25 protein-coding genes and 1 other annotated feature are annotated in these 26,947 nt (G+C 36.1%); of the genes, 6 read left to right on the plus strand and 19 right to left on the minus strand.

The window, feature by feature from the left end; genetic code table 11:
- Positions 1 to 489: 489 nt before the first annotated feature.
- On the minus strand, positions 490 to 852 hold the full coding sequence (cdiI, locus tag AKG34_RS14335) for a ribonuclease toxin immunity protein CdiI (RefSeq protein WP_053346692.1): 363 nt from the start codon (positions 850 to 852) through the stop codon (positions 490 to 492).
- A 15-nt stretch (positions 853 to 867) separates the two neighbouring features.
- Positions 868 to 2,931, minus strand: coding sequence for a PrsW family glutamic-type intramembrane protease (locus tag AKG34_RS14340; RefSeq protein WP_083450798.1), 2,064 nt, complete (start codon positions 2,929 to 2,931; stop codon positions 868 to 870).
- A 1,360-nt stretch (positions 2,932 to 4,291) separates the two neighbouring features.
- On the opposite strand from AKG34_RS14340, the gene AKG34_RS14345 reads away from it, so the two are divergent.
- Positions 4,292 to 5,680 (plus strand): cytochrome P450, encoded by a 1,389-nt coding sequence (locus tag AKG34_RS14345; RefSeq protein WP_053346694.1) that lies wholly within the window; start codon positions 4,292 to 4,294, stop codon positions 5,678 to 5,680.
- Positions 5,681 to 6,185: 505 nt separating this feature from the next.
- Here AKG34_RS14345 and AKG34_RS14350 read toward each other — a convergent pair.
- From AKG34_RS14350 to AKG34_RS14370, 7 genes are all read right to left on the minus strand, one after another.
- Positions 6,186 to 7,268 carry a hypothetical protein gene (locus AKG34_RS14350; protein ID WP_053346695.1) on the minus strand — a complete coding sequence of 361 codons (1,083 nt, stop codon included), beginning with the start codon at positions 7,266 to 7,268 and terminating at the stop codon, positions 6,186 to 6,188.
- 375 nt (positions 7,269 to 7,643) lie between these two features.
- A complete protein-coding gene (locus AKG34_RS28020; RefSeq protein ID WP_236694955.1) occupies positions 7,644 to 7,823 on the minus strand; it encodes a hypothetical protein in 180 nt (59 codons plus the stop codon).
- A 41-nt stretch (positions 7,824 to 7,864) separates the two neighbouring features.
- Complete coding sequence (locus AKG34_RS14355) at positions 7,865 to 8,563, minus strand: ankyrin repeat domain-containing protein (protein ID WP_169787519.1); 699 nt, start codon at positions 8,561 to 8,563, stop codon at positions 7,865 to 7,867.
- Between the two features lie 76 nt (positions 8,564 to 8,639).
- Positions 8,640 to 8,927 carry a tRNA-specific adenosine deaminase gene (locus AKG34_RS29715; RefSeq protein WP_083450799.1) on the minus strand — a complete coding sequence of 96 codons (288 nt, stop codon included), beginning with the start codon at positions 8,925 to 8,927 and terminating at the stop codon, positions 8,640 to 8,642.
- A 151-nt stretch (positions 8,928 to 9,078) separates the two neighbouring features.
- The gene (locus AKG34_RS14360; RefSeq protein WP_053346696.1) at positions 9,079 to 9,765 is read right to left on the minus strand and encodes a response regulator transcription factor; all 687 of its coding nucleotides are present in this window, start codon (positions 9,763 to 9,765) and stop codon (positions 9,079 to 9,081) included.
- Positions 9,762 to 11,210: a sensor histidine kinase gene (locus AKG34_RS14365; RefSeq protein ID WP_053346697.1), complete on the minus strand. Its 1,449-nt coding sequence runs from the start codon at positions 11,208 to 11,210 to the stop codon at positions 9,762 to 9,764. The genes AKG34_RS14360 and AKG34_RS14365 overlap by 4 nt, the downstream gene beginning before the upstream one ends.
- A 1,056-nt stretch (positions 11,211 to 12,266) precedes the next feature.
- Positions 12,267 to 12,731: a hypothetical protein gene (locus tag AKG34_RS14370; RefSeq protein ID WP_053346698.1), complete on the minus strand. Its 465-nt coding sequence runs from the start codon at positions 12,729 to 12,731 to the stop codon at positions 12,267 to 12,269.
- A 174-nt stretch (positions 12,732 to 12,905) separates the two neighbouring features.
- Between AKG34_RS14370 and AKG34_RS14375 the strand changes: the two genes are divergently transcribed.
- From AKG34_RS14375 to AKG34_RS14385, 3 genes are all read left to right on the plus strand, one after another.
- Positions 12,906 to 13,097, plus strand: a complete 192-nt coding sequence (locus AKG34_RS14375; RefSeq protein ID WP_053346699.1) for a hypothetical protein — start codon at positions 12,906 to 12,908, stop codon at positions 13,095 to 13,097.
- A 277-nt stretch (positions 13,098 to 13,374) separates the two neighbouring features.
- Positions 13,375 to 13,839 (plus strand): DinB family protein, encoded by a 465-nt coding sequence (locus AKG34_RS14380; RefSeq protein WP_053346700.1) that lies wholly within the window; start codon positions 13,375 to 13,377, stop codon positions 13,837 to 13,839.
- 542 nt (positions 13,840 to 14,381) lie between these two features.
- Positions 14,382 to 14,585, plus strand: coding sequence for a hypothetical protein (locus AKG34_RS14385; RefSeq protein WP_053346701.1), 204 nt, complete (start codon positions 14,382 to 14,384; stop codon positions 14,583 to 14,585).
- A gap of 198 nt (positions 14,586 to 14,783) precedes the next feature.
- On the opposite strand, the gene AKG34_RS14390 is transcribed toward AKG34_RS14385, so the two are convergent.
- From AKG34_RS14390 to AKG34_RS14410, 5 genes are all read right to left on the minus strand, one after another.
- On the minus strand, positions 14,784 to 15,230 hold the full coding sequence (locus AKG34_RS14390; RefSeq protein WP_053346702.1) for a DinB family protein: 447 nt from the start codon (positions 15,228 to 15,230) through the stop codon (positions 14,784 to 14,786).
- 289 nt (positions 15,231 to 15,519) lie between these two features.
- Complete coding sequence (locus AKG34_RS14395) at positions 15,520 to 15,978, minus strand: hypothetical protein (protein ID WP_053346703.1); 459 nt, start codon at positions 15,976 to 15,978, stop codon at positions 15,520 to 15,522.
- Positions 15,968 to 16,345: a hypothetical protein gene (locus tag AKG34_RS14400; RefSeq protein WP_236694956.1), complete on the minus strand. Its 378-nt coding sequence runs from the start codon at positions 16,343 to 16,345 to the stop codon at positions 15,968 to 15,970. The genes AKG34_RS14395 and AKG34_RS14400 overlap by 11 nt, the downstream gene beginning before the upstream one ends.
- 777 nt (positions 16,346 to 17,122) lie before the next feature.
- The gene (locus AKG34_RS14405; protein WP_053346704.1) at positions 17,123 to 19,330 is read right to left on the minus strand and encodes a YhgE/Pip domain-containing protein; all 2,208 of its coding nucleotides are present in this window, start codon (positions 19,328 to 19,330) and stop codon (positions 17,123 to 17,125) included.
- A gap of 38 nt (positions 19,331 to 19,368) precedes the next feature.
- The gene (locus tag AKG34_RS14410; RefSeq protein ID WP_053346705.1) at positions 19,369 to 19,977 is read right to left on the minus strand and encodes a TetR/AcrR family transcriptional regulator; all 609 of its coding nucleotides are present in this window, start codon (positions 19,975 to 19,977) and stop codon (positions 19,369 to 19,371) included.
- Positions 19,978 to 20,302: 325 nt separating this feature from the next.
- On the opposite strand from AKG34_RS14410, the gene AKG34_RS14415 reads away from it, so the two are divergent.
- Positions 20,303 to 20,749, plus strand: coding sequence for a DUF5392 family protein (locus tag AKG34_RS14415; protein WP_053346706.1), 447 nt, complete (start codon positions 20,303 to 20,305; stop codon positions 20,747 to 20,749).
- Between the two features lie 297 nt (positions 20,750 to 21,046).
- On the opposite strand, the gene AKG34_RS14420 is transcribed toward AKG34_RS14415, so the two are convergent.
- The 5 genes from AKG34_RS14420 to hmpA form a co-directional block, all read right to left on the minus strand.
- On the minus strand, positions 21,047 to 21,721 hold the full coding sequence (locus tag AKG34_RS14420) for an SRPBCC family protein (RefSeq protein ID WP_083450800.1): 675 nt from the start codon (positions 21,719 to 21,721) through the stop codon (positions 21,047 to 21,049).
- A gap of 141 nt (positions 21,722 to 21,862) precedes the next feature.
- The gene (locus AKG34_RS14425) at positions 21,863 to 22,309 is read right to left on the minus strand and encodes a general stress protein (protein ID WP_053346708.1); all 447 of its coding nucleotides are present in this window, start codon (positions 22,307 to 22,309) and stop codon (positions 21,863 to 21,865) included.
- 78 nt (positions 22,310 to 22,387) lie between these two features.
- The gene (locus AKG34_RS14430) at positions 22,388 to 23,635 is read right to left on the minus strand and encodes a glutamate-5-semialdehyde dehydrogenase (RefSeq protein WP_053346709.1); all 1,248 of its coding nucleotides are present in this window, start codon (positions 23,633 to 23,635) and stop codon (positions 22,388 to 22,390) included.
- Between the two features lie 40 nt (positions 23,636 to 23,675).
- The gene (gene proB / locus AKG34_RS14435) at positions 23,676 to 24,764 is read right to left on the minus strand and encodes a glutamate 5-kinase (RefSeq protein WP_053346710.1); all 1,089 of its coding nucleotides are present in this window, start codon (positions 24,762 to 24,764) and stop codon (positions 23,676 to 23,678) included.
- A gap of 57 nt (positions 24,765 to 24,821) precedes the next feature.
- Positions 24,822 to 25,037: a binding site (T-box leader), on the minus strand.
- Between the two features lie 64 nt (positions 25,038 to 25,101).
- On the minus strand, positions 25,102 to 26,310 hold the full coding sequence (gene hmpA / locus AKG34_RS14440) for an NO-inducible flavohemoprotein (protein ID WP_053346711.1): 1,209 nt from the start codon (positions 26,308 to 26,310) through the stop codon (positions 25,102 to 25,104).
- Between the two features lie 170 nt (positions 26,311 to 26,480).
- On the opposite strand from hmpA, the gene AKG34_RS14445 reads away from it, so the two are divergent.
- Positions 26,481 to 26,942, plus strand: a complete 462-nt coding sequence (locus AKG34_RS14445; RefSeq protein ID WP_053346712.1) for an RrF2 family transcriptional regulator — start codon at positions 26,481 to 26,483, stop codon at positions 26,940 to 26,942.
- Positions 26,943 to 26,947 lie beyond the last annotated feature (5 nt).

Consider the following 26,947-nt stretch of genomic DNA (forward strand, 5'->3'; position numbering starts at 1 on the left):
TATCTGCTTCATTTACTCTGTACCACCTTCGGCAGTAAGGACTTTGTTTTGTTTCGCAAACTCATCCAATGATACCTAGCCTTATATGAAGTTCGTGTTCCTCAGACCGGAGGTTTGCCGCTTGCTTCCTTCAGATTCCACGTCACCGTGGACACCCTTGCATTAAGCTAACCACTACTACTGCCTTCATGGTTCGGGTCTTTCACCCTATAGATTGCACCCATGCCGGGCGCACGAAAAAGCTGCCTTAAAGACAGCTCAGATCTTAAGCTAACGCACCTGTTAGTTCAACAAGCGACATAATACCATAGGATTTTTTTTAGTTAGAACGTACGATAAAAACGTTTACCATCAGATATAAAGAAAAACCCTTGGAATTTAGAACCTGCTAGAAATAATGTAAGGTATTTGACAACACTTGGTTACGCATGTAATCCTCCATTTTAAATCTTGACCTAACTTTCTTTTTTAGTAGTAGGATAAAGCTAATCAAGGTTCTTGTATATTAAATCTTTCTTTAATCCTTTTTAATTGTTCTTCTACTTCTGATTTATCTTGGGGATAGTCTTCAAGATAACTAACACAATCTTCTCTTAGATATCTATAGAATGTCAGATAATCTAAAATAATTTCTTCGTCTTCTTCTACTGCAGGACGATCAATGTAATAGGCTATTCCTTCTTTACCAAAATAATCTTCTTCCCACTCTTCATAATAGTCGGCAAACACAAACCTTGCATATTCAGTTCCATATCCTTCACCATCCGCATAACTTCTTAAGATTCTTAAAAATTTACCGTCTCCCATATGGTGATAGAAGTACCTTATCAATTTTCTCTTTTTATCTTCCACGATGCTTCCAACTCCTTAATCCAGTGTAGGGAAGAAATTCGTTATTTTTCCTGAATCATCAACAAAGCCTCTAAATTTGAGTCCGTTAGAGGCCACTCCTACTTTCTCTCTCCCAACGATCTTCCCATTTTTCATAGCTTCTTCTCCCCATTTTAGCATCTGTTCGTCTGATATTATCTTCGGATCGTAGACTGTTTTGGGATGGGAAACTTTCTTAAGCTCTCCAGGTATTATCTTTCCTTCCCTGTCTAGTTTAGGTAAGCCATATTCTATTTCATGCACACCCTCGATGGTTGGGTGCTTTCTTCTTGAAATGATACATTCCTTTAAATCCCACCCTTTCTCTTTAAATGCCTTTTCGAAATTATGGAGATTATGTCCTCCAACTACTCCCTTCCCTTTTCTCCTAACAATTTCTTGTACCTCCTTAAGATGTTTATCATATCCTGGTTTAAACGTAGTTTTCTTTCCAGTGAACGATTCCAAGATCCTTTTTAGATAGGGTTTTATTCTCGGTGAAACCGAGTCACCTAGTTTTACAAGGGCTTTACCAAATGGAATTCGACTTACCAGTGCACTAATTCCCAGTGCAAGGGCCGTTTCTGGCGTAAGTAATTTTTTAGGATTGCGGATGATGTCTGCAGTCTGTCGACCACCTGCAGCAATTCCGATTCCAGTCGATACAGCACCTATTGCCGACCAGAATCCTAATAACGGGAACGTTAAGGCAAATGCTCCAAGTACAATCAACCCTTTTTCCCAAGCAGATAAACCATCCCACCAGTTTTGCAGATTATCAAATAAACAGGCAATACAAGCCTCGGGGCCATTGACTGTAACTCCCCAGTTAGATAGAAACATAGCTGTGAATAATGCTACAAACACAACGATTAAAGCTTTGTAGTACTTCTGAATATTGGCTTCTAAGCCTGATAAAAGTTCCCTGGCTTCTGTTTTACCGTGTAACAGTGTAAATCCTAGTTCTCTCCGTTCTCGATAAAATAGTAGCAAGTATCCAAAACGCTGTCTTTCCTCAAAAACACTTCTGAATAGATTCCACAATTCAGAAACAGGATTGATAATGGTTTCCCCATCCATCAGAAGAATCTTCTCTCTTACTCGGTTCAATTCCCAATAATCGATGATTACCGCAGTACCGAGCATCATTAAAAACACCGGTTTTGCGGCATAGCCGCTTCCTAATAAATCATGTATTCCGGTTAACCAATCCGGAGCTCGGTAACTAGCATTCCATATTGAGTGATCAAAAATGGCCCAAACTAAAAGGATAACAGGAAAAATATAAGAAGATCTCTTTAATTTACTTTTAAACCTCACTGCTAACCCGATTCCTAACGTTACCATAGCGGTTAGCAACGAATGCCCAGCAGACATTTTGTCAGGTAAAAAGCCCTCCTCAAAGTAGCCAGGAAATAGTGTAAATAAATCCCAATGGAGCACTTTCCCCCCAAATAGTGTCACACCATAATCGAAAATACCTCCAGAAACCAATCGACGTGTGGTTTCCTCCAAAAATTGAAAACCAGCTCCCGTTGCCGCACCAATAAGGGCATAATCGCTTAAACTTAAACTGGATGCACGTCGTGACAAAAATAGATAAACTCCAATGGGGATCAGTTTTAACACTTCTTCAGCAATCGGGGTTATAAATGCTTGACTCCATACATCTTGTTCCATCCCACCGAAAATAGCCGTAATGAAACTAACGATAAAAGAATTCAACGGTACGATTATCCATGCCCCCACCAAAAAGAAATAGGTGTACTTCTTCCATGTTAAAGTTTTACTACGACATAAAAACCAAAATTGCAAAATGACGTAAAATGACCACAAAAACTGGACGAACATTTTTCGGGAGTCTTCCATAAAAATTAAGCTTAATACCAAGGCACATAGCGATATCCAAGAAAAAATCGTAAAGATTCTTAAAATGTATGGATGGTTCTGAATCCATACATTCCAAAGGTGAAAGATAGACTCGAGCTTCTTCCTTAAAGTCACTCTAACCTTTTCAACCTGACTCGTCATATTGCACCACTCCGATGCAGTTATTTTCATTCCTACATGATTTAAATAAAGTTTATGAGGATAACGGCTTCTTACGATTTCATACTATACTCCAATTTACTAAAAATTGGAATAGGTCGAATTTTACAAATATTTTTAATTCATTATTCCTATGTTAATATCTAGAAAAGGACATATATATTATTGGATGGTAAAAATAAGAACTCAAAAAACCCTAAAGACAACAACATCAGGGTTTTAGAGGATAAAAATCTGAGCTATGAATGAATTATTTGTTGATAGATACCTTGGTTGTGACAAGAATGGATACCATAGCCCTTTTTTACAAGCGCCTAGTTCGCACCTAGTATTAACCAGTTTCTTCACCCCTTATTTATACACCTAAGAATCCACCTATCATCATACATCCAATAACACCAGCACAAATAACAGTCTGCAACTTTTGGATTTTTATAGTTATTTCCCCTTTGATTCCTCTAAATAGAACCATTCCTCAATTGGTACATCGTTTTTAACTTTTAATGAAAATTCTAAACTATGGATTATAGATGAGGTAAAAGATTACTATGCATTGAATAACGAATTTATAGAAGGAAATGGCGTTGTAAAAAGTGAATATAAATAATAACTAAAAAGCCTACGATCCTTGCTGATCAAGGATGTAGTTTTTTTTAGAAAGAGGCTTTAATGCAATTACAGGCTATAAAACATATAGAAAGATGTAATATTTCAAAAAAGCTGATTGGTGTTAGTTGCCAATCAGCTTTTTATATATGAAAAATTCCACTTTCCTTGATATTTCTTTCCATCCATCTTGAAGTCAGCAAACACTTCCTAAAACAGTTCAGACTTGAGCTCAAAGCGAGGGTATGCGTCTGAATCCTGCCAGCTGTAAATACATCCGACACGCCCCTTTGTTTCTATAAAATACTATACGCTCTTGATGCATTCATACCCATAACCTGTCTGCACAGGCTTTCGCATAGAAGTAAATTCTTTAGCCCATATATTAATGGGAACTTCTGATATGCCATATTCGCTGCTTAGTTCTCGTACCGAATACCCGTGTGATAAAGATTTACTATGATTTTCTTGAATTTATTATTATATTTTTTACCTGTATTCTTACGTTCCAAGACGGACACATCCTCTCAAAAATCATTGTAAGGACTTAACTAAAATGTGTCCATGAAACTATACTAACTCCACATTTTAGCCTCGGTTTTAAACTGTATTCCTTTATCCACATTTGTAATTTCATTCAATTTGTTTAAACTTTTTTAAAAAAAAATATTTGTTAGTCTTCTTTTTAACAACCTGTCCAAACCAATTAATACTTTCCTCATAGGATGATTAAAAGTACTTATATCGAAATGGAGGATACAAACCATTGAGTGACACAGATTTTTTACATGATTCTCCCAAGGGCCCAAAAGGAAGACTAATTACTGGCCATTCAAAGGAGTTTATTTCAGATACACTTGGCTTTCTTACCCACTTAGCAAAAGAATATGGAGATGTTGCTAAAATTCGTTTTGGACCTTTCCAAAATGTTTACTTCATTTCAAATCCGGATTTAATTAAGCAAGTACTTGTAACAAAACAAAAATCCTTCTTGAAATCAAATGACTTCCATGCATTAAAACCAATTATCGGAGAAGGCCTTCTTACGAGTGAAAAAGAATATCACATGCGCCAAAGAAGACTTATACAACCCTCTTTCAAAAAGTCTCATATTAGCAATTATGCCCAGGATATGATTGATATAACAATGGACTATATATCCACTTGGAAAAACAGGGAAGAACGGATTATTACGGAAGATATGATGAGCATGGCTCTCGGTATTATCAGCAAGACCATGTTCAGTATGGACCTCAAAGAAGGGTATGACGTGCTCGGGGAACCTATAGAATCATCCATGAGAATTGCCGTCAAAAGGATGAGAACACTTCTTCAATTGCCACTATGGGTTCCAACTAAAAATAACCGTGAATTTAAAAATTCGATACAAAGACTTGATACAGTGATTTATAACTTTATTGAAAAACGTAGGGCAGATGCAGAGAGACATGAGGACATGCTTGGGATTTTAATGGATGCTCGAGATGATGAGGATGGCTTAGCTATGACAAACCAGCAGGTACGTGATGAGCTAATGACCATTTTCCTTGCCGGTCACGAAACAACTGCAAACGTGCTTTCCTGGACCTTATACTTGCTTTCACAACACCCTGATGTGGAAACTAAACTTTTCAATGAAATAGATAGCGTAATCGGTAATCGTAACCCTACACCTGGCGATTATATGAAATTAACGTACACACAAAATATTATCTTGGAATCAATGCGCATATACCCGCCTGGCTATATCGTATCACGGAAAGTGGAGGAGGATGTAGTAATAGGAGGATATCATTTTAAAAAAGGCGATATGATCTTGTTAAGTCAGTATGTGATGCAACACAAGCCTGAGTATTTTGATAATCCAGATTCTTTTAATCCTGAGCGATTTGAAAACAACTTTGTGAAAACTCTACCTCAGTTCGCTTACTTTCCGTTTGGCGGAGGTGCGAGAGTTTGTATCGGTAATCATTTCGCAATGATGGAAACTGTACTTGTCCTAGCGTGCATTGCTCAACGATATCGGATAAGGCTTGCGCCGGACCATCATGAAGTAAAACCACTTCCGTCTATTACACTTAGACCAAGGCGTGGATTGCGCATGATAGTCGAAGATAGAAAAGAGTCTTTTCGTGAACCCTTAGTTGATGAATAGTAATATAGATTTAAATGACTTGAGGCGGCCATTTGGCTTTGGAGTATTTGGGTGTGTTGGCCATTTTAGAAGATCCTATTCTTTCAATAACCATTTTTAGCAGATCTTTCGTAGGAGACATAATATCATGTGATAGATTTCTAAGAAAACACTATTTATTTTCACCTCTGAAACAAAGAAACAAAAGGCTGCAATGTTCTTCTTCAAGAAAGCATTGCGGTCTTTTCATGTTTCTAGGCATTATGCCAAAATAGATACATATATTTAAAGCTTCAGGATAGCTATTAAATTATTGGACACATAAATTTATATCACCGGCATAAAAGATTGTATGGCTATTTTTTACACTCGCTGGTTTTGAAACAAGGATCATTTCGAATCTAGTAAATTACGTTGTTAGCTTAATTGCATGGGGTTCCGCCAACATTTTATGTCAATAAAATCCAACTTCCTTACAAGAAAAAGAGAGAGAACATTAATTGTCTCTCTTCCTTTTATACTAAATTCACTTAACTATTAAAGGTATATAATCTGCAGTTGCCCAATTGTTCATGGGTACTACTTTATATTTTACACCAGTCTTCAATGTATTATTTGTAACATCGAACAAACCAACCGAGCCTTTACGAGAAGAGAAACGATATTGTGCTTGTACCGTGCTTCCATCTTCGCCTTGCAATTGTATGCTTCTGCCTGCAAATAACTCCATGCCTGGATCTTTATCTAATACAATTTTAATAGTCTTGTTATCAATAGCTTCTGCCGATTGAAGTTTAAGTGGGGCGATGTATTGTGCCTTAAACCTTTTATTTTCAAGATCTGCCCATTTTGATGTCACTGTATATGTTACACCTGGTTTCAATTGTCGTCCTTCTGGTAATCGAAATTTTGGGGCTTGTCTTCCATCTGCTGCTTGTGTAAAAGGAAGGTAATTCGCAACAAAACGTTCTCCGTTTCTGCCTGTAATCGTTACAACACGATCACGTAAGGACGAAATAATTTCGAAACGTTTCCCATTTTCGTCTTTGTTTCTGTTATCTAATTCAAATGCTAAATCACCTCGACCTGCCCGATACGCTTCGATAATATTTGCGTAGTCTGTTACACCATCTTCTAAAAATGATTCCAATTCAAATGTGTCATTTGTTACTTGTTGGGTGTTACGAATATTAATTTTCTCATCTGTTCCTTCAAAGGTTTTTACTCGTTGCCCTTTGTAGCTTATTGAGTATTTGGTGTCATCCTTTTGAATTTCAACTGGCACGATGTATGTGCTTTTTGCTCCTGTTTTCAAACGTGGTACATTGACTATGCTCATGCCATGATTAAATTCGAATTGTTTCTTAATATTCTCCAAATTGTTTGGATCCACATCTTCTGCAGCTAATGGTTTATTAAAAGTGACCTGTAAAGTCATCGTATTCAATACGTTTATGTTCGTAATCCTTGCTTCTTGTTGTTTCTTCTCTTGTTCTACTAGGTGGTTACTTGAAGCCTCTACGTTTAATGTTTGGTTATATGTCGCTATTCCAGACGATATTACAGATACAACTAGTACAGCTGGTACTATACGTTTTTTTATATTCATTTTTCTCTATCTCCTTTATTTTGTTATTTGTTATAAAACTTATAATACAAGTAACATCTAAACTGGCTATAAAAAAATTCTTAATAAAATATTAAATTTATTAATTTTTTTTACTATGAAAACTACATAAAATAGGGAACTCTGAACGAAAATGATCCCTCTTTTCAGCTTGATATATTATTGAGTTCTTATAGATTCTCTTCTTATTTTGCTGTTAAAGTGACTGTATCTGGGTTTGCCCAGTTACCCATAGTTACTACTGAGTATTTGACGCCTGATTTAAATGTATTATCGTTTAACACATCAAAGATTCGTATGGTCCTTTACAGGGGGAGAAGCGGTATTGAGCTTCTATATTTCTGCCGTCATCACCCTTTAATTCCACTTTACGACCAGGAAATAGCTCCATACCCAGATCTTTATCAAATGTATTCGGAACGATTTGTTGTCGATTGCTTCTGCAGACTTGAGTGGAGGTGAGGCAATCGCTTCAGCAATAAAGCTTGGATTTTTGATTTTTGCCCAATCACACATACCTACTGGTAAACGCAACAATTTGATTTCACCACACCAGTAGGAAAGCTTAGACCATCTGGTTATTTTGCCCCTTCTTTTGTCAAAATCTGTTCAATCTCTTTAAAGCCTTTCTCGCGGGCATGTTGCAAAGGGGTCACATTATTATGATCAGCTATGTTCACATCCGCCCCATGATCTATCAGCAATTGTACTGTTTGCTGCTGTTTTTCATCTCCATTACTCAATATAATTGCCTCCAATAGAGCCGTCCAACCTAGGTTATTAACGTGATTTATATCAATATCAGTATTGGTAAGAAGTTCTTTGATCACATTCACATAGCCATGTTCCGAAGCAGGGATCAAAGCAGTTCCTCCATAACGATTGGTAATCGTGGGATCCGTACCTGCATTAATTGTAAGCTTCAGGATTTCAAGGTAACCTTCTGCACCCGCATATAGGAAGGGATTGTTTTTCATGTCATCTTGGATATTAACATCTGCACCTGCTGTAATTAGGATTTTTGCAGTCTCAACATTATTGTTATAAGTCGCAATCATAGTGGCAGTTCGCCCTTCGGAGTCCTGTGCATTAATATCTGCACCTTCCTCAATCAACCTTCTTATCGTTTCTGTTTCTTTTCGTTCTGCTGCTTGAATTAGTTGTTCATTCACTCCTTCTCTCTCCTTTCCCTGTATTTTCAGGTCTTCCTTGTCATCTGAGACACACCCTTGAAGCAAGAGAATGCATCCTATGATTACTGCCAGCCACTTCCACATAAAATACACGTTCCTTTAAAATTTGTTATTATCACTGTTTTTCTTGACCCATAAATCAAAGGCCTAGATGCACTTTTCATCTCAATATTATGAAAGTGTCCTTCTTTCTAATCTCTCCTAGACACGTAGGGCAAGGTCGCCACTGGCTTAACTCTCTCAAACGGAGAGAAATTCGCTTCCCGAATGCTTTCATTTCGGTTTGATTTGTCGGATTCCTTGTTTCCAATGCATCATTAATACCGATAGCAATGAGTTTCCCGTTTTGTACAATAACAGCCCCAAAAGGACGTTCTCCTTTTTCAGGTACATTCTGATGTGCAATTATTGAGGCTCCATGAAATATTCCTCCCTTATAAATTTTCAGTTAAACTTTTTTATTCCGTCTTAAATTATGTTAGTACTTAATCTTAAACTCCCTCTAAATAATTTCTTAAAAAAAGATAAACTTATTAATAAAATTTATTAATGTTTATAAAAAATACCCGCCACCTTTGTGACGGGTCAAAACACATTATTTAAACATTAAAGCGATATCCGGCTCCCCAAACGGTTTCCAAGAATTTTGGATGTGCAGGATCTCTTTCGATTTTTTCACGTAATTTTCTGATATGGACAGTCACAGTTGAAACATCCGCAGCTGACTCCATCCCCCAAATTCTTTCATAAAGTTGCTCTTTGCTCAACACTTGGTTCGGGTGCATCACAAGAAACAGTAACAAATCGAATTCCTTTGTAGTAAACGGAATTTCCTCTCCATTAACATGAACTTTTCGCGCCGACTTATCGATCGAAATTCCATGAACGAAAACTGTATTTGTTTTGGCTTGACTTCCTGCTAAACGTTCATAACGGGCTAAATGCGCTTTCACTCTAGCAACCAGTTCATTTGGACTAAAAGGCTTCGTAATATAATCGTCTGCCCCTAAACCAAGACCTCGAATTTTATCAATATCTTCATTTTTGGCGGACACAAGCAAAATTGGAATGTCTTTGACAGCACGTATTTGTTTGCATATCTCAAATCCATTTACTCCTGGAAGCATGATATCTAGAATAATTAAATCATTATTTTCTTGAAGTGCCTGTTGAAGTCCAGCATCACCTGTATGTTGAATATTGACACTAAAATCATTAATTTCTAAATAATCTCTCTGCAATTCTGCAATGCTAACATCGTCTTCAATAAGTAATATTTTTTTCATATTTCCTCACCTTTCTTTAGGGAAAAGAAGACACTTGTGCCTTTTCCTATTTCGCTAGTAGCCCAAATATCCCCTCCATGCTCGTAAATAATTTGTTTTGCAATCGCAAGTCCTAACCCACTTCCGCCTGTCTGAGAATTTCTAGATTGTTCTGCGCGGTAAAAGCGATCAAAAATGTAAGGTAAAGCAGATGGTTCTATTCCTTGTCCGTTATCTACTACTTGAACGACTACATCATATGGTCCTTCATGCAGAGAAATGGCAATGTTCTTTTTTTCTTTATTCGTATACTTCACACAATTACTGATTAGGTTAGCCAATACGCGTTTTAATTTCTCTCTATCTGCTGTCACGTTTATCAGTTTATACATAATATGAAGTTCAATCTGGATCCCTTGTTGAAGTAAATCCAATTGAAGCTCGTCTACGTAGTCTCTCATATATTTATCCAGTTCGACAGTTTCAAAAGTGAATGGTTCTTTTTTTAAATCCAGCTTAGAAAATAAGAACAGTTCATCTATCAATGAATCCATATCTTTTGCTTTTAAGTATACAGTTGATAAGTACTTTTCCATTTTCTGCGGAGTGTTTGCTACACCGTCTTTTATACCCTCAACATATCCAATAATCGAAGTAATCGGCGTTTTCAAATCATGTGAAATATTTGATAGAAGTTCTTTTCGATTTTCCTCATACTGAAGCTGGATAGTAACGGACTCTTTTAATTTTATTCTCATTTCATCAAACGTTCTATTTAATTGTCCGATTTCATCATTCGAGGTAGCTTTGATTTCAAAGTTTAAATCTCCTGATTTTATTCGTTTGGCACCTTCTTTAAGAACTGAAATGGGCTTGATGATGCTTCGTGAAACTAAATAGTTTAAAAGCCCAATAATCATAATAAACAAAAATAGCAATAGACCAAATAAAATTGGAAACAACTCTCGAGCCAACTCGGCATAGGAACTCGCCTTTCTCAATACAAAAATACTACCTTTGCTTTTATCCAAAAAATAAAAATCAAACTTCACATACGTGAAAAAAAAGTCTTCGATTTTAATCGTATCTCGCGTATTGATGTTTGTTTCTTCAAATCCAGGAAGTGACTTAACCAATACCTGCTTATCCAAAGAGGGGGAAGCATACTCGATGTTCGTATCTTTTCTAACAACAATCTCGATATCCTTCTGTTCAATTTTCTTCAGCTGCTCTTCGTTTAGAAGCTGCGTAGGATTATTTTTAGCCAATAGCTTTAAATCGAGAAACGCACTTTCTTCTATTGTAGTCAATGGTTTTTGGACATAAGATTTTTTGTAAAAATACTCTATAGATTTTATATCGCCCGTTATCGCAATAATAATTAAAAACCCAGCCGCTAACAATAAAGTGATAGAAAAAAGTATCACTCCAACGTAAGACAACAGAAATCTCGTTTTAATTGACATGTTAATCACCTCAGTACTTACTTTTCACTCTGCTTCTTAAAGGTATTTGGCACTATATAAACCATTTTCCTTAGAATTTTTGTTTTTTATTCAGTATGGTGTATTAAACACCTTATCACTAGCTTGTGCTTAAAATGGGGATTTACCATTTACAAAGAAACTAAAAGAACAATAACATACAAACCTTAAAACTTTCTAAAATATGTATGAAAAATCCCTAAATATCTTAAAATATTTTGTTGAAATATCACATCAGACCAAACTTGGTCGATTTCAAAATGGGATAATTCCAACCGATTGACAGCGCTAGGTCTTCTTATTTTTTCATGAAATGGCAGAAGTATTTTTTCAAGGAATTATAAAGGATGAATAGGATGAGTCAGGTAAATGCCACTTCTTTAAAATTTTCTAAAAAACGGGATATTATCAGTTACCCTATCAGGATTACAATCTGCAAGAATGGGGCGATACAGAAGAAGACCTTCCAAAGACCATAAGATGGTAGAAGGTGCTTTAAAACTACATACTTCTCATCAATATAACATCAAAGAAATTGCGGATATGACGGGTGTTAGTATATCAGTATTATACCGAGCTTAGGAAAAAATTTAACCTTGGGGTTGGAATAGAGGGATTATCCTGTGGACATAAGAGCAACGGAACTACTTGCAACTGATAAAAGAAAGAATTTCTTAACAATCCCTTCTACTTTAAGCAATTGAGAATTAGCATACGACTATACCTTTACACAAGATGATATGGAAGAAATACAAAAACACTACGGTTTTTCTAATTTTTCTGCCCACTCAGATCGGGTTATTTAACAGTCATTACTAACATGCTGACACACGAAAAGGCGATCCTTCTTAATATAGAATCGCCCTCTTTATATTTGGTTTTCAGGAATCAAATATCACTTACAAATTATTGTATCGTCAAGCCGGTTAAACCCATAAATCATGTAACGATTCATTTACTACGTATATGAATTCCTTCAATAAAAAGGACTTACTTCCAAAATAAATTCTCCTTTGGAAATAAGCCTGATATTAGAAATTACCTATTCACTTCTTCCATAAAGGACTGCAAATCTGCTTTTGTTGCTTTAGAGAACTGTTTGATTTGTTCTACGTTTTTAACCGGGTTTCCAGATTCACCAATTAAAGGATAAAGATTTTTCTCAATTCTCTCATACCAATCGGGGTACTGATCTTCTACTTGCTTTTCAATCGTATCCCAGCTAGAACTAATTTCTTTGCCAATTTCCTGAATTTTAGCTGAGTCTGCCCTCGCATTTACTTCTTGATCCAAGGTACTTATCGATTTAAGTACAGTATTGACTCCATTTTTAATTTCCTTGTTTGTCCCATTATTTTCTTTCATATTAGTAACTGGATTTGCTTCCTCTACTTGTTGTTTTGGTGTACTCCCAGGTTCTTCAGGTTCGGCTGTATTATTGCATCCAGCCAAAAAGAGTGTTCCGAAAATGAATCCAACTACATATAAACGAAAAATTTTCAATGTTTTTCCTCCCTTATACTGTAAAAAAACAGGTACCTCCCACAACGGTATACAAAATGAACCCTTCATTCAATCCATTTTGATTTACGCGGGCCAATAGTAACCTCTCCATCAGTTGGTATTTCCATCTTCCCCATTTTATAAACACCCCTTCATAAGGGAGGTAATATCTTTATGAAAAATTCAATTCTTTATAAAAAAGTTTTAACAAACGTCTTATTGAGCTTTATTGCCCGTTTGATGAATATTAGGTATGAACTTATAATCTTTCATCCTGCCGTGTATTTTTTTGTAAAAGGTCGCGGATTTCCTTTAAATATTGATCGGATGCTGGTACCTCTTCCTCGTTCACTTGTTTTTTTCTAATAATAGAATTCGCCATCTTCATAAACAGGAAAATCGTATAGAATTCCTCCTTAGTTTTGAGTTAGATTATACTCATACCTTATAAGGAGCCCTATTTTTTTCAAAGTCGAAAAATAACGATCTATAGGAATGCTCCCCTGCCAATTAGCACAATAAGAAAAAGCTGCCACATATACAGCTCCGATTGTTAATGAATCTATGTATTGTAGATTTGCAGGACAAATCAACTTTTGGTCGAACTTTCTTATAGAGCATTGAATCAGAGGAGAGTGGGATTATGTTCTTATCGAAAGAAGCTTTGTTTGATATTATGGAAGGAAACAGGAGATTAACAATGCGTGTGATTGAAGCCTTTCCGGAAGAAAAATTATTTCACTATACACCGGTCGAGAAGCTTCGTCCCTTCGCAGAGATGGTTAAAGAAATTATGAACATTGAAAGAGGATATATGCGAGGTATTGCGCTCGGTGAGTGGGAGTTTCAAGATTCGTTTGCTACTCTTTCTACAAAAGAGGCACTAGTAAAAGCATGCGAGGATGTGCGGGAAGATACTAGAAAAATGTGGAATAATATTACTGAGGGAAAACTTGAAGTGGTTGAAAAGGATCCCTTTTTTGGACCTTCACAAAGCCACTTTGCAAGACTTCAATATGCCTTGGAAAATGAAATACATCACCGAGGACAGGGTTTTATCTATCTTAGAACACTTGGGATTGAACCACCAGAATTTTTTGTCAGGTAAAATGAAATCTACTGAAAAGGAAGAGATGAACTTGAAATGAGTTTCTCTTTAAAAAAACCAAACCTCTAAAAAAGGTTTGGTTTTTTTGGCGAAATATTAGTTTTAGCCTTTTTACTGCTATTTGGCTTTGGTAGTAATGTATCTGGACTAATTGGACCTTGTGTAGTATCGGACAGAAACGGCAATAGAATTTTGGATGTTCTGTAAGATCGGTTCAATAAAGATGTTTAATTATACTCTCATACTCTCACAAAACACTGTCATAGCTAACCTAGACGGTGTTTTAAATAGTATATTTCTGTATTGTGAATTACATTGCTTAAATTGAATAACAATAAACCGTTTATAATCTAAGTCTGCTTCCACAATTGCCCTGATAGTTGAAGAACAAAAGTACGAAATTAGATAAGAAAATTTCTCATTGATTCAGGTACTAGTTCGTGAAAGAAGATGCAATTATAATCCATTTAAAAAAGTATTGGATTTTATTTTGGATCAATTGTTCATACTAATATAAAATACCTGTTACAAAAGGAGAATATATGCCAAATCAAGAAAATAATAGCCTTAATCCAGTCCCACATAAAAATCAAGTTAATCGATTAAATAAAAAGATTGATACATACGACATACTTAAACAAGCAATGGAAGTGGATACAGATGTCAATGAAGACCCAAATCGGGAAAGATTATTGGATGAATCAGTCGATTCTTTTCTAGAATCGAAAGAAGAATGGGAATATTAGAGCAGGAAATGTCGTCGCACATGTCCTGTTTTAGGAGCACCTAATGCTTTTATATTCAATTATCCTTCCATTATTTGAATAAGAAAAAACGCTACTTTAATTATCACGCCCTTTAATACAACAAATTATTGCGTAAAAAACCCTCTTGTACGTATAAAGAGGGTTAACTATATAGGTTTAATTATTAAGAATCGTTCTTTAATTGAAAACCTGATTTTTTAAATGGTGTTCCATATGTTCAAGATAGTCTTGAATAAGCCACTCGAGAGTCTTCATTTGATTATTACCAATATCACATTGATACGTTAATTTTTCATAAGGCGTCTTAGCAATAATTTTTATTATTTTTTTATTTAAGCCACACCATAGATTTATTATTTCTTCAATAGATATATCTTGATAATCCTGTATATCCACCCACTGATCTTGATTATATGGGGTAAGAGCAAATGGTTGTTCTTCATATTGAATTTTGATAAATCTTTCAAGATTATTAATAGCAGAATCACATAAATGGCCCAAAATCTCTTTTTTTGACCATTTATCTGGCATAGGTCTTTGTGACACCTCTAATTCAGACATCCCACTGAACTCATTCGGGACCTTAATTATCCAATTATTTATTTTATCAACTACGCTCTGCATATTTTTCTCCTCTCATTGTTTAAAGTATTTCTTCATTTAATCAAGCCTCTTTAATAAAAAGAATAAACATTTAAATCATTCAGAATATATTCATTACCTTCTTCAAGTATCCTGACCCATTAGATCCCCTAGATAAAGGGTGCTGCAGCAACCTCCCTTTTCGCATTCAAGTGGATAGACCTAATATTGATTCCAATTATTTACCTGGATATTATTATAGTGGAATATAAAAAACGACTATCTTTATAAAATAGTCGTTTTTTATGCAAATATTGCATTTAAAATTTGTTCATTTAAAAATGGTAGAGATAATTTTTTCTGTCGTCATCTCACTATCTACCACATATGTTCCAGGACGTAATCCGTTGGCCTTACCTTTCTTTTCAACTTCATCAGAAAAATCCTTTGCATTCTTAATAACTTTTGCTCGTTGAAGGGTTTTACCAACGTCAATACTTGTCGAACCTTTAGACACTTTTAGAACTGTACGGTACACGACCTTTTCTGTTGTTTCTGTTTTCGCTTTATCTTTAATGGATTTCGTTTCAGCAAGCTGATCTTCCCACTCTTTTTCTGAATGTATGACATATCCTTCAGAAGACAGCAAATCTTTCATATCATCTTCTGACAACTTCTCTGAAGTCTGTGTTCCGGTCGCTTCACTGGGACCAAAGAAGTATACTGCACCGCACAAACCCGCCGCAACAATAAGACCTCCTGCAAAGCTGCGCATTGATTTAGATGTCATTGGCAACGTTTCTCCTTTCATTAGTTTTTATGTAAGGAGTAAGCAAGCGTTCTATCTCATTTTCTGACTGTTGTGTTTTCAATGCGATGCTTTCAAATGAATACCCGCGCTTATGTAAGTCGAGAACCTCACGTAACAAGAGCCGCTGTTCAGAAGAACCTGCAAGAATGCCTGTCTCTTGTGCTGTAATTTCAGCATCTATCTCGATTTTTCGTATTTTTTCTTGTAGTTGATTTACTTCATCTCCAAAAGTACTAGCAAACTGTTCTAATTGTTTATCCACTTTTATTGAATCCGTTTTAATAAACGACAAAATGAACAGTAAAACTGCTACACCAAACAAAATGACTAACGCCCATTCCATCATTCTATGTCCCTCCTTAATCTTTGAATCTATTTTCTCGCTTTCTAATTATATATTGATTCGTACGAAAACTCGATTTAAATGAATAAAATACCACAATAGTCTCGTAGTTTATACAGAAAAATACATAATTAGCCTATTTCCAAGTTTATCAACAGCCAACACACTCATATCTATCATACCATATAAGGACAATGTTACCATAAAAAAAAGACTTGTTGCCTATCAGGATAATAGGATGAAGATTTTTTATCATGTTAGTTTTTAGCCCACTCTCATATGAGGTAAACTCTGACAAAAAGAACAAATTGGATTAGCTCTACTTGCAACAGCTAATCAAGATGAAAACGTATTTGAACGAGCCAATTTGATATTCACCGTAATCTAAATCCTCATATTGTTTTTGGACACGGTAATCATTTCTGTTGCGCCACTTCACTCACGTTCCCGAAACCATTTACTGATGTAATCGAGAACAGTGCGGTATATGGACAATACCTATTCAATTGAAAAAATAAAAATGTAACGCCTTCTACTATTTTAGAATGCGTTACATTTTAGAGTATTGTCCCTGGTGGAATTGGGATGCAGAAATAAATCAGAGCAAAGGATAGGTAAAGCTTTGGAGCTATATAAAAAAAGAAAATTTACTAATTAAGATCTTTCGAGATTATAGTGCAAGAACCTCATTTATGTACTAGATCTAAATATGGATTTTATTCTTCTACTTCAAGCAAAAAAGAACGATTCCTTTAAAAGGAATCGTTCTTTTGTTTGTGTTTAATTTTCAGTAGTTTCGCTTACTCCTGAATAGCTTTTCTTATGCTTCACGACAAAGTAAAGCAGTGTCAATATCATAAAACCAATTGTAAAGCCAAGTAAAACATAGACGTTTTGCCACATTAAACCAAAGTTACCACTTGATATTACTTCTTTAAATCCTCTTACTGAGAATGTCATCGGTAACCAATTATTGAATATTTGTAATGGTTCTGGTATTAATTCAAGTGGGAATGTTCCAGCACTTGTCGTTAACTGCAAGATCAAGATAACTATCGCGATGAAACGACCTGGATCTCCCATTGTTGTTACAAGCAACTGAATCAATGTAATGAATACCAAACTCGTTATAATCGAGAATATTACGAATAACGGTACACTTTTCACTTCCATATCCAGCAGTACTAAAGTTAATCCTGAGGCAATAATTGCTTGGATAATACCTACTGAAGCAATAATGCCAAATTTACTTAAGAACCAAGTGAACCCGTTTTTCGGAATTCCAATCGGCTCTCTTAATGGAAAGACAATTGATAGTAATAGGGCACCAACGAACAAACCTAATGATAGGAAGTAAGGGGCAAAACCTGTTCCGTAATTTGGAACTTTATTGATACTCTCTTTTTCAACCTTAACAGGTTCTGCAACCATGTTATACGTTTCTTCACCAGCATTAATATCTGCAGAATCTTTAGCAGCTTTACTGATTTTATCCTTAAACTCTGTCGACCCTTCTGCCAACTTACTTGTTCCACTTACAATTTTACTAGATCCATCAGCTAATTGACTAGATCCATCAGCTAATGCTGCCGATCCTGCTGTAAGTTGATTGACTCCATCTGCAAGTGTCGTTGAACCTGCAGCGAGGTTTTGGCTACCAGTTTTTGCTTCTGATAATTTCTCACCGAATGTTACTAGTCCTACTCTTAATTGAGCTTGACCTTCTTTTAATTGAGCTGCCCCTGTTGCTAATTGAACTGCTCCTTCATTTAATTGAGAAACACCTGTTTGAAGAGCTTTTTGCCCATTATTCAATGTGGCAATATTTTCAGAAAGACTAGCTGAACCTGCTTCAATTTGACCTGCAGAGCTAGCAAGCTCTTTATTCCCAGCTTCAAGCTTTGTTGCACCTTCTGACAGTTGTGCAAATGCTTGCTTCAAAGCTGCTTGCTGTTCTTCAGGTAATGCTCCCATATACGGTTCTAATTGCGATTGAAGGGTAGAAACTCCTTCTTTCAATCCTGATGCCCCATTAGCTGCGCTATTTGCACCTGTTTCAAGCTTTTGTAAGTAACCAGTAAGCTGCTTACTTCCATCATGGATTTTTTCAGTACCCGAAACAACCTCATTCATCTTCGCTTCAACTGTACCAATGCCAGAATGAGCTTTTTCTATACCGGCTTGAAGGCTTCCTGCCCCATCTTCTGCCTTTTTCGCTCCATCAATCAATTGATTTTGAGCGTTAGATAACTGGCCCAAACCATCAGCAAGTGATTGTGCTCCTTTTTGTAACTCAACGGTACCGTCCTGAACTTTCTTAGTTCCACCTGTAAATTCAACTTGTTTCTCAGCTAATGATGTTAATTTTTCTTCTAAAGTTTTTACACCATTATCAACGTCCAGGATTCCATCTTTCAGTTTCCCAGCTGCTTCATCCGTTGACTGAAACCCTTCACCCATTTCTGTTATGATGTCAAACATCGTTTCTGCATATGTCTCAGTTACTTTTTCTGCTAGAGCCATTTGGATTTTTTGAACAGCTGTTTCTCCTATTTGAGCTGATAAGAAGTTAAAGCTTTCATTTGGAACATACTTTAATTCGAGTTTTTGCGGCTTATCATCCATTAACGTCGTCGCGTTTTTCGAAAAATTCTCTGGAACTTCTACTAGTAAGTAATATTTTTGATCCTCTAAGTTTTTGTAGCCCGTTTTACGATCAACAAACTGAAAATTAAAATCCTTACTTTTCTTCAGTTTTTCTACAAATTCATCACCGAGTTTTAACTCTTCTCCCTCTAACTTAGCACCAGTGTCGTTATTTACAATGGCAACTGGTAAATCTTCTAGGCGATCATACGGATCCCAAAAAGCCCATAAAAACATACCACTATACAAAATAGGAATAAATAGAATTGCGATAATTGGAATAAGCAGTTTTTTATTTTTATACAGGCCAAGTAACTCCTGTTTTATTAAACTAGATTTCAAAGAATCCCCCCCTAAGAATAAATGACCAATTAATTCATTCAGTCATTTTTTTGTAAATAATAATGACTATCAGGAGTGACAGCCAATCCGTTAAACAAATATAACTGAAATAGTTCTGCTATTTCTTCTTTTTCAAGTGGTTTATGATTTCTTTCCCAATCGAATATAAGTGCTAAATATATCTTCAACATGATAAAAGCTGTTATTTCAGGATTACATGGAGAAATATCTTTCTTTTCGATAGCTATTTTAATTTTCCCCTTAATATAGGAAATGATTTCTATTTCTAATTCATTTAACATTTGTAAAACTGCTGGCGTTCCCATTTCTTTTTCTTCCTGAAATAGCTTCAGTGATAATTGATGCTCCTTTCTGAATTCTAAAATTCGATATAGTGCACTATGCAGGTTTTCATAAAAGGTTAAGTTTGGTTTAATTGACTGCTCAGCCTCATATTTCATTTCTTCAATCATTCGTAACACAATCTCTTTAAACAATTGCTCTTTATTGGCATAAAAAGTATAGATGGTCCCCTTGCCGACATTTGCTATTTTCGCTACTTGTTCCATAGTTGTAGCTTTATAACCAAAGAGTGAAAAAGACTTTGTCGCAGCTTCTAATATTAACTTTTTCCTGTCAATTGACATATATCACCTCGAAATGACCGTTTGAACAAATCGGTCATTAAGTTATTTTATGATATTAACAAATTTTTTTTATTATAGCAAGGCTTCTTTTTTAAAGTTTAGGAACATCATATCTTTCTATCATCTCTTTTTGCTTTATTACCCATATTGATTACTTACTATTAAAGTATAATAAATGACAAATAAGGATCTAAGCGATAAGATATAGACAATTAGGTTCCTTTTCCTGATTACTTAAATAGGTTGGTGTAAAGATAAAGACCATGAAATGAAACAAAAGGTAACCAATACAAATATGCATAGTATGCATATTAAGGAGGACACCATGATTATTAAGATAAATAATATACCGCGTTTCATGCAGGACGAAATCGAAAAACTTCAATCAAAACTGTCTCCATTATTGAAGAAAAATATGAAATACGTTTTTTTTTCAACCGTGATGATAGGGTTTTCCATCATAAATCTATTTTTTCTTTTATTTAAAAATGACTCATATCCAATCTCTAAAATTGCCCTTGCAATATATGCATTAGTGGGTGCTATAGGATTTGCCCTTTTAAAGGAAAACAAACACAACCAAAAAGAAATAGTGAAAATGAGCCAAAAATATATGCTGGAGAGAATGAAAGAAAGCAACTATTTAACCGATGCCAGGAAAAGTAATTACTATAAAAAGGTAAATGAGCAGCCGCTATCTGCAATGAATGTCTTTTTGGAGTTTCTCGCAGAAGAGGAACAAAGGAAGAACCAACCCTTCCAAAATGAATAAATATAAAATGGAAGTTCGCAAATTTTTATAACTTTATCGGTCGTTGAAATAAGTTAACAAACGATTAGCGCTTTTTAAAAAATATAAGGTTAAACAAACAACTCAACCAGTATGCTCCGGTAGACTACCGATTCATACTGGTTGTTTGCTAGGCTTTTAAACTGTCTAACTAACGAGGTAAGACCACTTTACGATAGATCTATTCCAAAAAAGGTTGAATAATATTTCTTGGCATTCACAAATTCTTTGAATTCTCGTGTCTTTTTAATGCTGTGTACTTCCATTGGCAGAAAGTAATTAGTCATGAAGGGCCTTATCAATAAGTTCATGAAAATAGACTGCTGCATGTTCTGTTGGAGAAAAGATACCATTTGTAAACACCTGGTAATTTAATCCTTTTTGCAATTTTTCCACCAGTTCAAAATCTTCCTGCCGTACTTGATCAACAAATTTAAAATAGTCTTCTTTTTCTATTGTTGTTTTTTCATTGAGGGAGTAATCACGATAAATACCTAGCGACGTCTCTGCATCAACAGGAATTACTTGAATGGTATTCACATTCCCGTCTCCTGGATAAACGTTAATCATCATATTGGGCCAAATCCAATAAAAACACGCTTGGTCACCTTCAGCATTCTTACTTGCTGACATATATTGATAGGTAAATTTGTCGTGTGTCGTTGTGCAAAAGTTCGATATATCAAAAGATTTTGCAAAGCCAGGATGAGCAATGGAACAATGATCACATTCAAGGTAGTTGTCAACAACAGCTTTCCAATTAGCCCTAACTACTCGACGAGTTTCCCTAACTAGTTTTAGAGAATCAAAGAAGGGATACTCTTTCATTTCCTCTAAAAATTCCTGATATGCTTCTGCCAGAGAAGGAGCATTTTTGTCTAGATTGACAAAAATCATAGCATTCTGAACTTCTAAGCGAATGGATTTCATACAGCCGTGTACTGTTACTGACAATAAAATTTAACACAATAACCCCGTTCAAGAAATCCTGAACGGGGTTATTCAATAAACACGACCTGTTTTATATTGAGTATTTGAGAACAAAGAGCTCAGTTGTCCATCATCGTAGATCAGTTCAATTCAAGGAGGTTTTACTTACGACTTACTTAAAATAGGATCTGCTATGACGAGAATTTTCCCAGCCTTGATATCCTCCACATACTGATCGATTTCTGCTTTATCTAGACCAATATCCAATAATGGTTTCTTCAATCCTCCGGCACCTGATGCTGCCCCAGCTGCCGCTCCTCCAAATGTGGTGAAAATAGGGCCTGCAGCTAATATCGGGCCGATTCCAGGTACAGCCAATGCACTCATCCCAATAACTAAACCAGTTAAACCAAGAGCGCCACCTGCTGCTGCACCGGCTACGAATCCACCAGTCTTTGTAGGACTCACTTCCTCGGCTTCATTTGGTAATTTATCAATATTTTTAGCGACTACTGATATTTGATCAGATGAATATCCTTTTTTCTTTAAATTTTCAACTGCTAAGGTTGCTTCATTTTCATTATCATATATTTCTATAAATCTATTGTCCATGGTATCTTCTCCTTTAAAAGTAATGTACTATTCAATACCCTTAAGTGAGTTTTGATAACCATCTACTAAAAAATGGAATTACCCCCGGATTTGTCCCTCGCCATAAATAAAATATTTGCTTGAAGTTAATGCCGGCAAGCCCATTGGTCCACGTGCATGAAGCTTTTGTGTAGAAATGCCTATTTCAGCGCCATAACCGAATTCAAATCCGTCAGTAAAACGTGTGGAAGCATTATGATAAACTGCTGCTGCATCTACTTTATTCAAAAAGACAGCCGCATTTTGTTCATCTTTTGTCAGGATTGCTTCGGAATGATTTGTACCATATCGATTAATATGTTCAATAGCATCTGAAACACAACTGACGGTTTTCACGCTAATTTTCAATGCTAAATACTCTGTTGACCAATCTTCTTCCGTAGCAGTTTTCGCTTCAGGAAAAACGTTACAAACCGCTTCATCACCGTATATTTCAATGCCCTTTTCGTTCAGGACTGCCAAAAGACGCTTCCCATTTTCTTCTAACCATTTTTTATGAATAAGCAGGCTTTCAATCGCGTTACAAACGGAAGGACGCTGTGTTTTACCGTTTAAGACAATATTCTCTACCATGGTTAAATCTGCCGTCTCATCGATGAAGATATGACAATTACCTGCCCCCGTTTCAAGGACGGGGACGGTGGACTCCCTAATTACTGTTTCAATTAAATTCTTTCCACCGCGCGGAATCAAAACATCTAAATAATCTTTAAGGTGAAAAAGTTCCTTAGCTGTTTCACGACTTGTATCTTCAATTAATTGAACAGCATCTACAGGAATTTTCGTATTCTTCAATGCTTTGTGAATAGAAGAGACTAGCGCCATATTGGAATACTTGGCTGAAGAGCTTCCCCGTAATATAACCGCATTCCCTGTTTTTAAAGATAATGTAGCTGCATCAATAGTCACATTCGGTCTTGCTTCATAGATCATTCCAATAACACCGATTGGGACACGTAATTTTTTAATTAATAAACCGTTTTCTTTTTCTATCATTTCCAATTTTTCACCTATTGGATCTTTTAATTCAATCAATAGCCGTATCGCCGCGGCAATGTCATCAATACGTTTAGGGTTTAACATAATTCGGTCTAACGTAGACTCACTAAAACCTTTTAGCCGGCCTTGTTCGAGATCCTTTTGGTTTTCTATTAACAAACTTTCTCTATCAATAACTAGTTGCATGGCGATTTTCTCAAGCGCCTCATTTTTCTGTTCGGTAGACAGTCCGATTAGCTGATAACTTGCTATTTTCGCTGCCTTTCCTTTCTCAATCACTTCACTCATTTTATAAGCCCCCTTTACCTTCGATAAAATTGATATACAACTATGCCTTCACCCATTTATCACGATGGATTACTTCAATGGAAGTTAGTACAAGCTCCGTTGTTCGTTTGCCCATCGCCAGTTTTAACTCCGCTTCGGAATATAGAACCTCTCCACGTCCTAATAATCCATTTGGCCCGAAGACCTCGACGACATCTCCCTTATTGAAAACTCCTTTAATATCATAAATCCCAGCCGGTAATAGACTGCTGCCATTTGAAACTAGTGCCTTTTCTGCACCTGCATCGACATAGATTTTCCCGGATACTTTTGAATGAAGGGAAATCCACTGTTTGTTTTTTGTAACAGTTGTTAAGACATCATTGCCAATATACGTGCCATCACCATTTCCTGAAAGTATTGTAAGAAGCTTTTCACTGCCCTCTCCTGAACCGATAAATACTTTGACTCCAAGAGACAGTGCTGTTTGCGCTGCAATCAGCTTGGATTTCATTCCCCCCGTACCAACACTTGAACCCGCTCCTTCAGCCATTTGTAATAACTCTTCGGTAACTTCGGAAAGCTTATCAAATCTGTTAGCCTCTGGATTTGTTTGGGGATTGGAATCATAGAGCCCATTAATATCAGTTAAAATAATCAGGTTGTTGGCATGGACAAGCCCGCTTACAAGAGCAGATAGCATATCATTATCACCGAAAGTCAACTCTTCTACAGATACGGTGTCGTTTTCATTTATTATCGGGAGAATGCCCCGCTCAAGCAATTCCATTAATGTAGCATAGGCATTTTTATACCGATCTTTTTTTGAGAAATCTTTTCTTGTAAGTAAAATTTGTGCTGGAACAATTCCAAAGTGCCCCAATTGTTCCATATAAGACTGGATCAACAGGCTTTGCCCGACGGCTGCAGCTGCCTGTTTTCCTTTTAGAGTAACAGGTCTTGAAGGGTATCCGAGCTTGCGAAAACCGGTTGCTACAGCCCCTGATGAAACAAGAACAACTTCATGTCCAGCCTTCCTTAATGCTGCCACTGCCTGGATATGATCGGAAAATTTCTTTTGGTCGATTTCACCTTGAGTGTTGGTTAAAGAACTACTTCCTATCTTTACAACGATGCGCTTCTTTTCCATCGATTTTTTCCTCCAATTAATATCTTAGACATGAAAAAAAGCCCTTTTCGTCCTCGAAACAAGGACGAAAAGGGCTTCTCTCCGTGGTACCACCTTCATTGAATGCAAATTTATGCATCCCACTTTGCCTGATAACGCCAGGATTTGCGCCTATGTTTCGCATAGGACTCAAGAAGCAGGTTCTGCGCTTTTCTGTCGCGGGTCTTCCAGCAATTAACACCGCTCTCTGTCACAGTAAATTTTCGCATACTAATCTTCCTTCAACGTTCATGGTTTTAATATAGTATGCAAAATTATCATCTTGATGTCAACACCATTCAAAAACCTTTATTAAATCTTAAAGCGCTATCGCTGGGCCGAAGAATTCATAGTGGATTTTTTCTGGATCTATCCCAAGCTCTTTCAGACAAGTAATAATAGCTTTCATAAACGGGACCGGACCACATACATAATAATCTGCTTCAGGTTTTACATGACTGCTTAATAGTTCCGCATCCATATAACCTTGCTTCTCAAAATTCGGTAAGTTCTTATCTTCTTCGCTCGGATTTTTATAAACAAAGGATAATTGATAATTAGTCAATTTTTGAGAAAGTTCTGTCAACTCACTTCTAAACGGCTGCAATGCACCATTTTCAGAGGCATGAATGAATTGTACATCACGTTCGGGCTTTTGATCAGCAACCGCATGTACCATGCTCATGAAAGGAGTTATTCCAACGCCGCCGCTAAGAAATACTAGAGGTGTTTGTTTTTCCATGTTGATAGTGAAATCTCCAGCAGGAGCGGTTACGTCTATCATGTCTCCCACCTGAATAACTTCATGCAGATAGTTTGAGACTCTACCATCTGGAGAGATTCCCGGCTTTTCTTTTTTGACAGAAATCCGGAAGTAATCTTTTCCAGGTGAAGCTGATAAACTATACTGACGGTTGAATAAGTAACGTTCACCCTGTATCTCCATACGTATGGTCACATATTGTCCAGGTAAAAATGATGGAACCGCATCACCATTTGCTGGCTTTAAATAAAAGGAAGTAATTACATCGCTTTCCTGTACTTTTTCCACTACAGTGAATGGTTTGAAATCAGACCATCCTCCGTCCTGATTGGAAGCTTGATCGTACATTTCCTTTTCTATGCTAATAAATACACCGGCAATGACTCCATATGCCTCTCCCCACGCATGGATGATTTCCTCGGTAGCCGCATCTTTTAATACTTCTTTAATTGCTCCTAATAAGAATTCTCCTACAATAGGGTAATGTTCCGGTTTAACAGCCAGACTTCTATGTTTTTGTGCTATTTGTTTCACAGCTGGTAAAATCGTTTCAAGTTGATCTATATATTTAGCTGCGGCTAATACGGTGTTAGCAAGTGCATTTTGTTGGCGTCCTTTTTTCTGATTGGCGTGATTGAAAACATTCAATAGTTCAGGATGCGCTTCGAAAAGATTTTCATAAAATACAGTTGTAATAGTTGTACCATGTACTTCTAATACAGGTACAGTGGATTTGATGATGTCGATAGTTTTTTGGGATAGCATGTGTAAACCCCTCTTCTTAAACAAGTATTTTAAATACATGTTTATCTTAGAACTTAATGACTTGAAAAGCAATATATAAAATACATCTTTTTATACTATTAGTATTAATGTTTAAAAAATGTTCACATTTATGATATAGTCAAATAGGGATAGAATGTGAGGCGATAAACATGAGGTTAACGAGTTATTCCGATTACTCACTAAGAGTGTTGATTTACCTGGCTTCCCAAGATCAAAGCAAATTGTCAAATATTAAAGAGATTTCTGAGGTTTATCAACTATCAAAAAATCATCTCATGAAGATTGTTTATAATCTCGGTAAATTAGGTTATATTGAGACAATACGCGGACGAAATGGCGGTTTCCGGCTCGCAAAACCTCCTGCTGAAATAAATGTAGGGGAATTAGTTCGGAAAACTGAAGAGGATTTTTATTTAGTGGAATGTTTTAAAGATCACGATAACTGTGTGATTTCTCCCGTTTGTTCATTAAAATTCGTACTTAATAATGCCTTAGATGCTTTTCTAAAGGTCCTTGACCAATATACTATTGCTGACTTCAGCGAAAATAAAGCAATGCTCAAAGCCTATTTCGATTCGGTAAAGCATAGTGAGAAAGAGCCCGATTTATAATAATC

Source organism: Peribacillus butanolivorans, assembly GCF_001273755.1.
Classification (GTDB): Bacteria; Bacillota; Bacilli; order Bacillales; family DSM-1321; genus Peribacillus; species Peribacillus butanolivorans.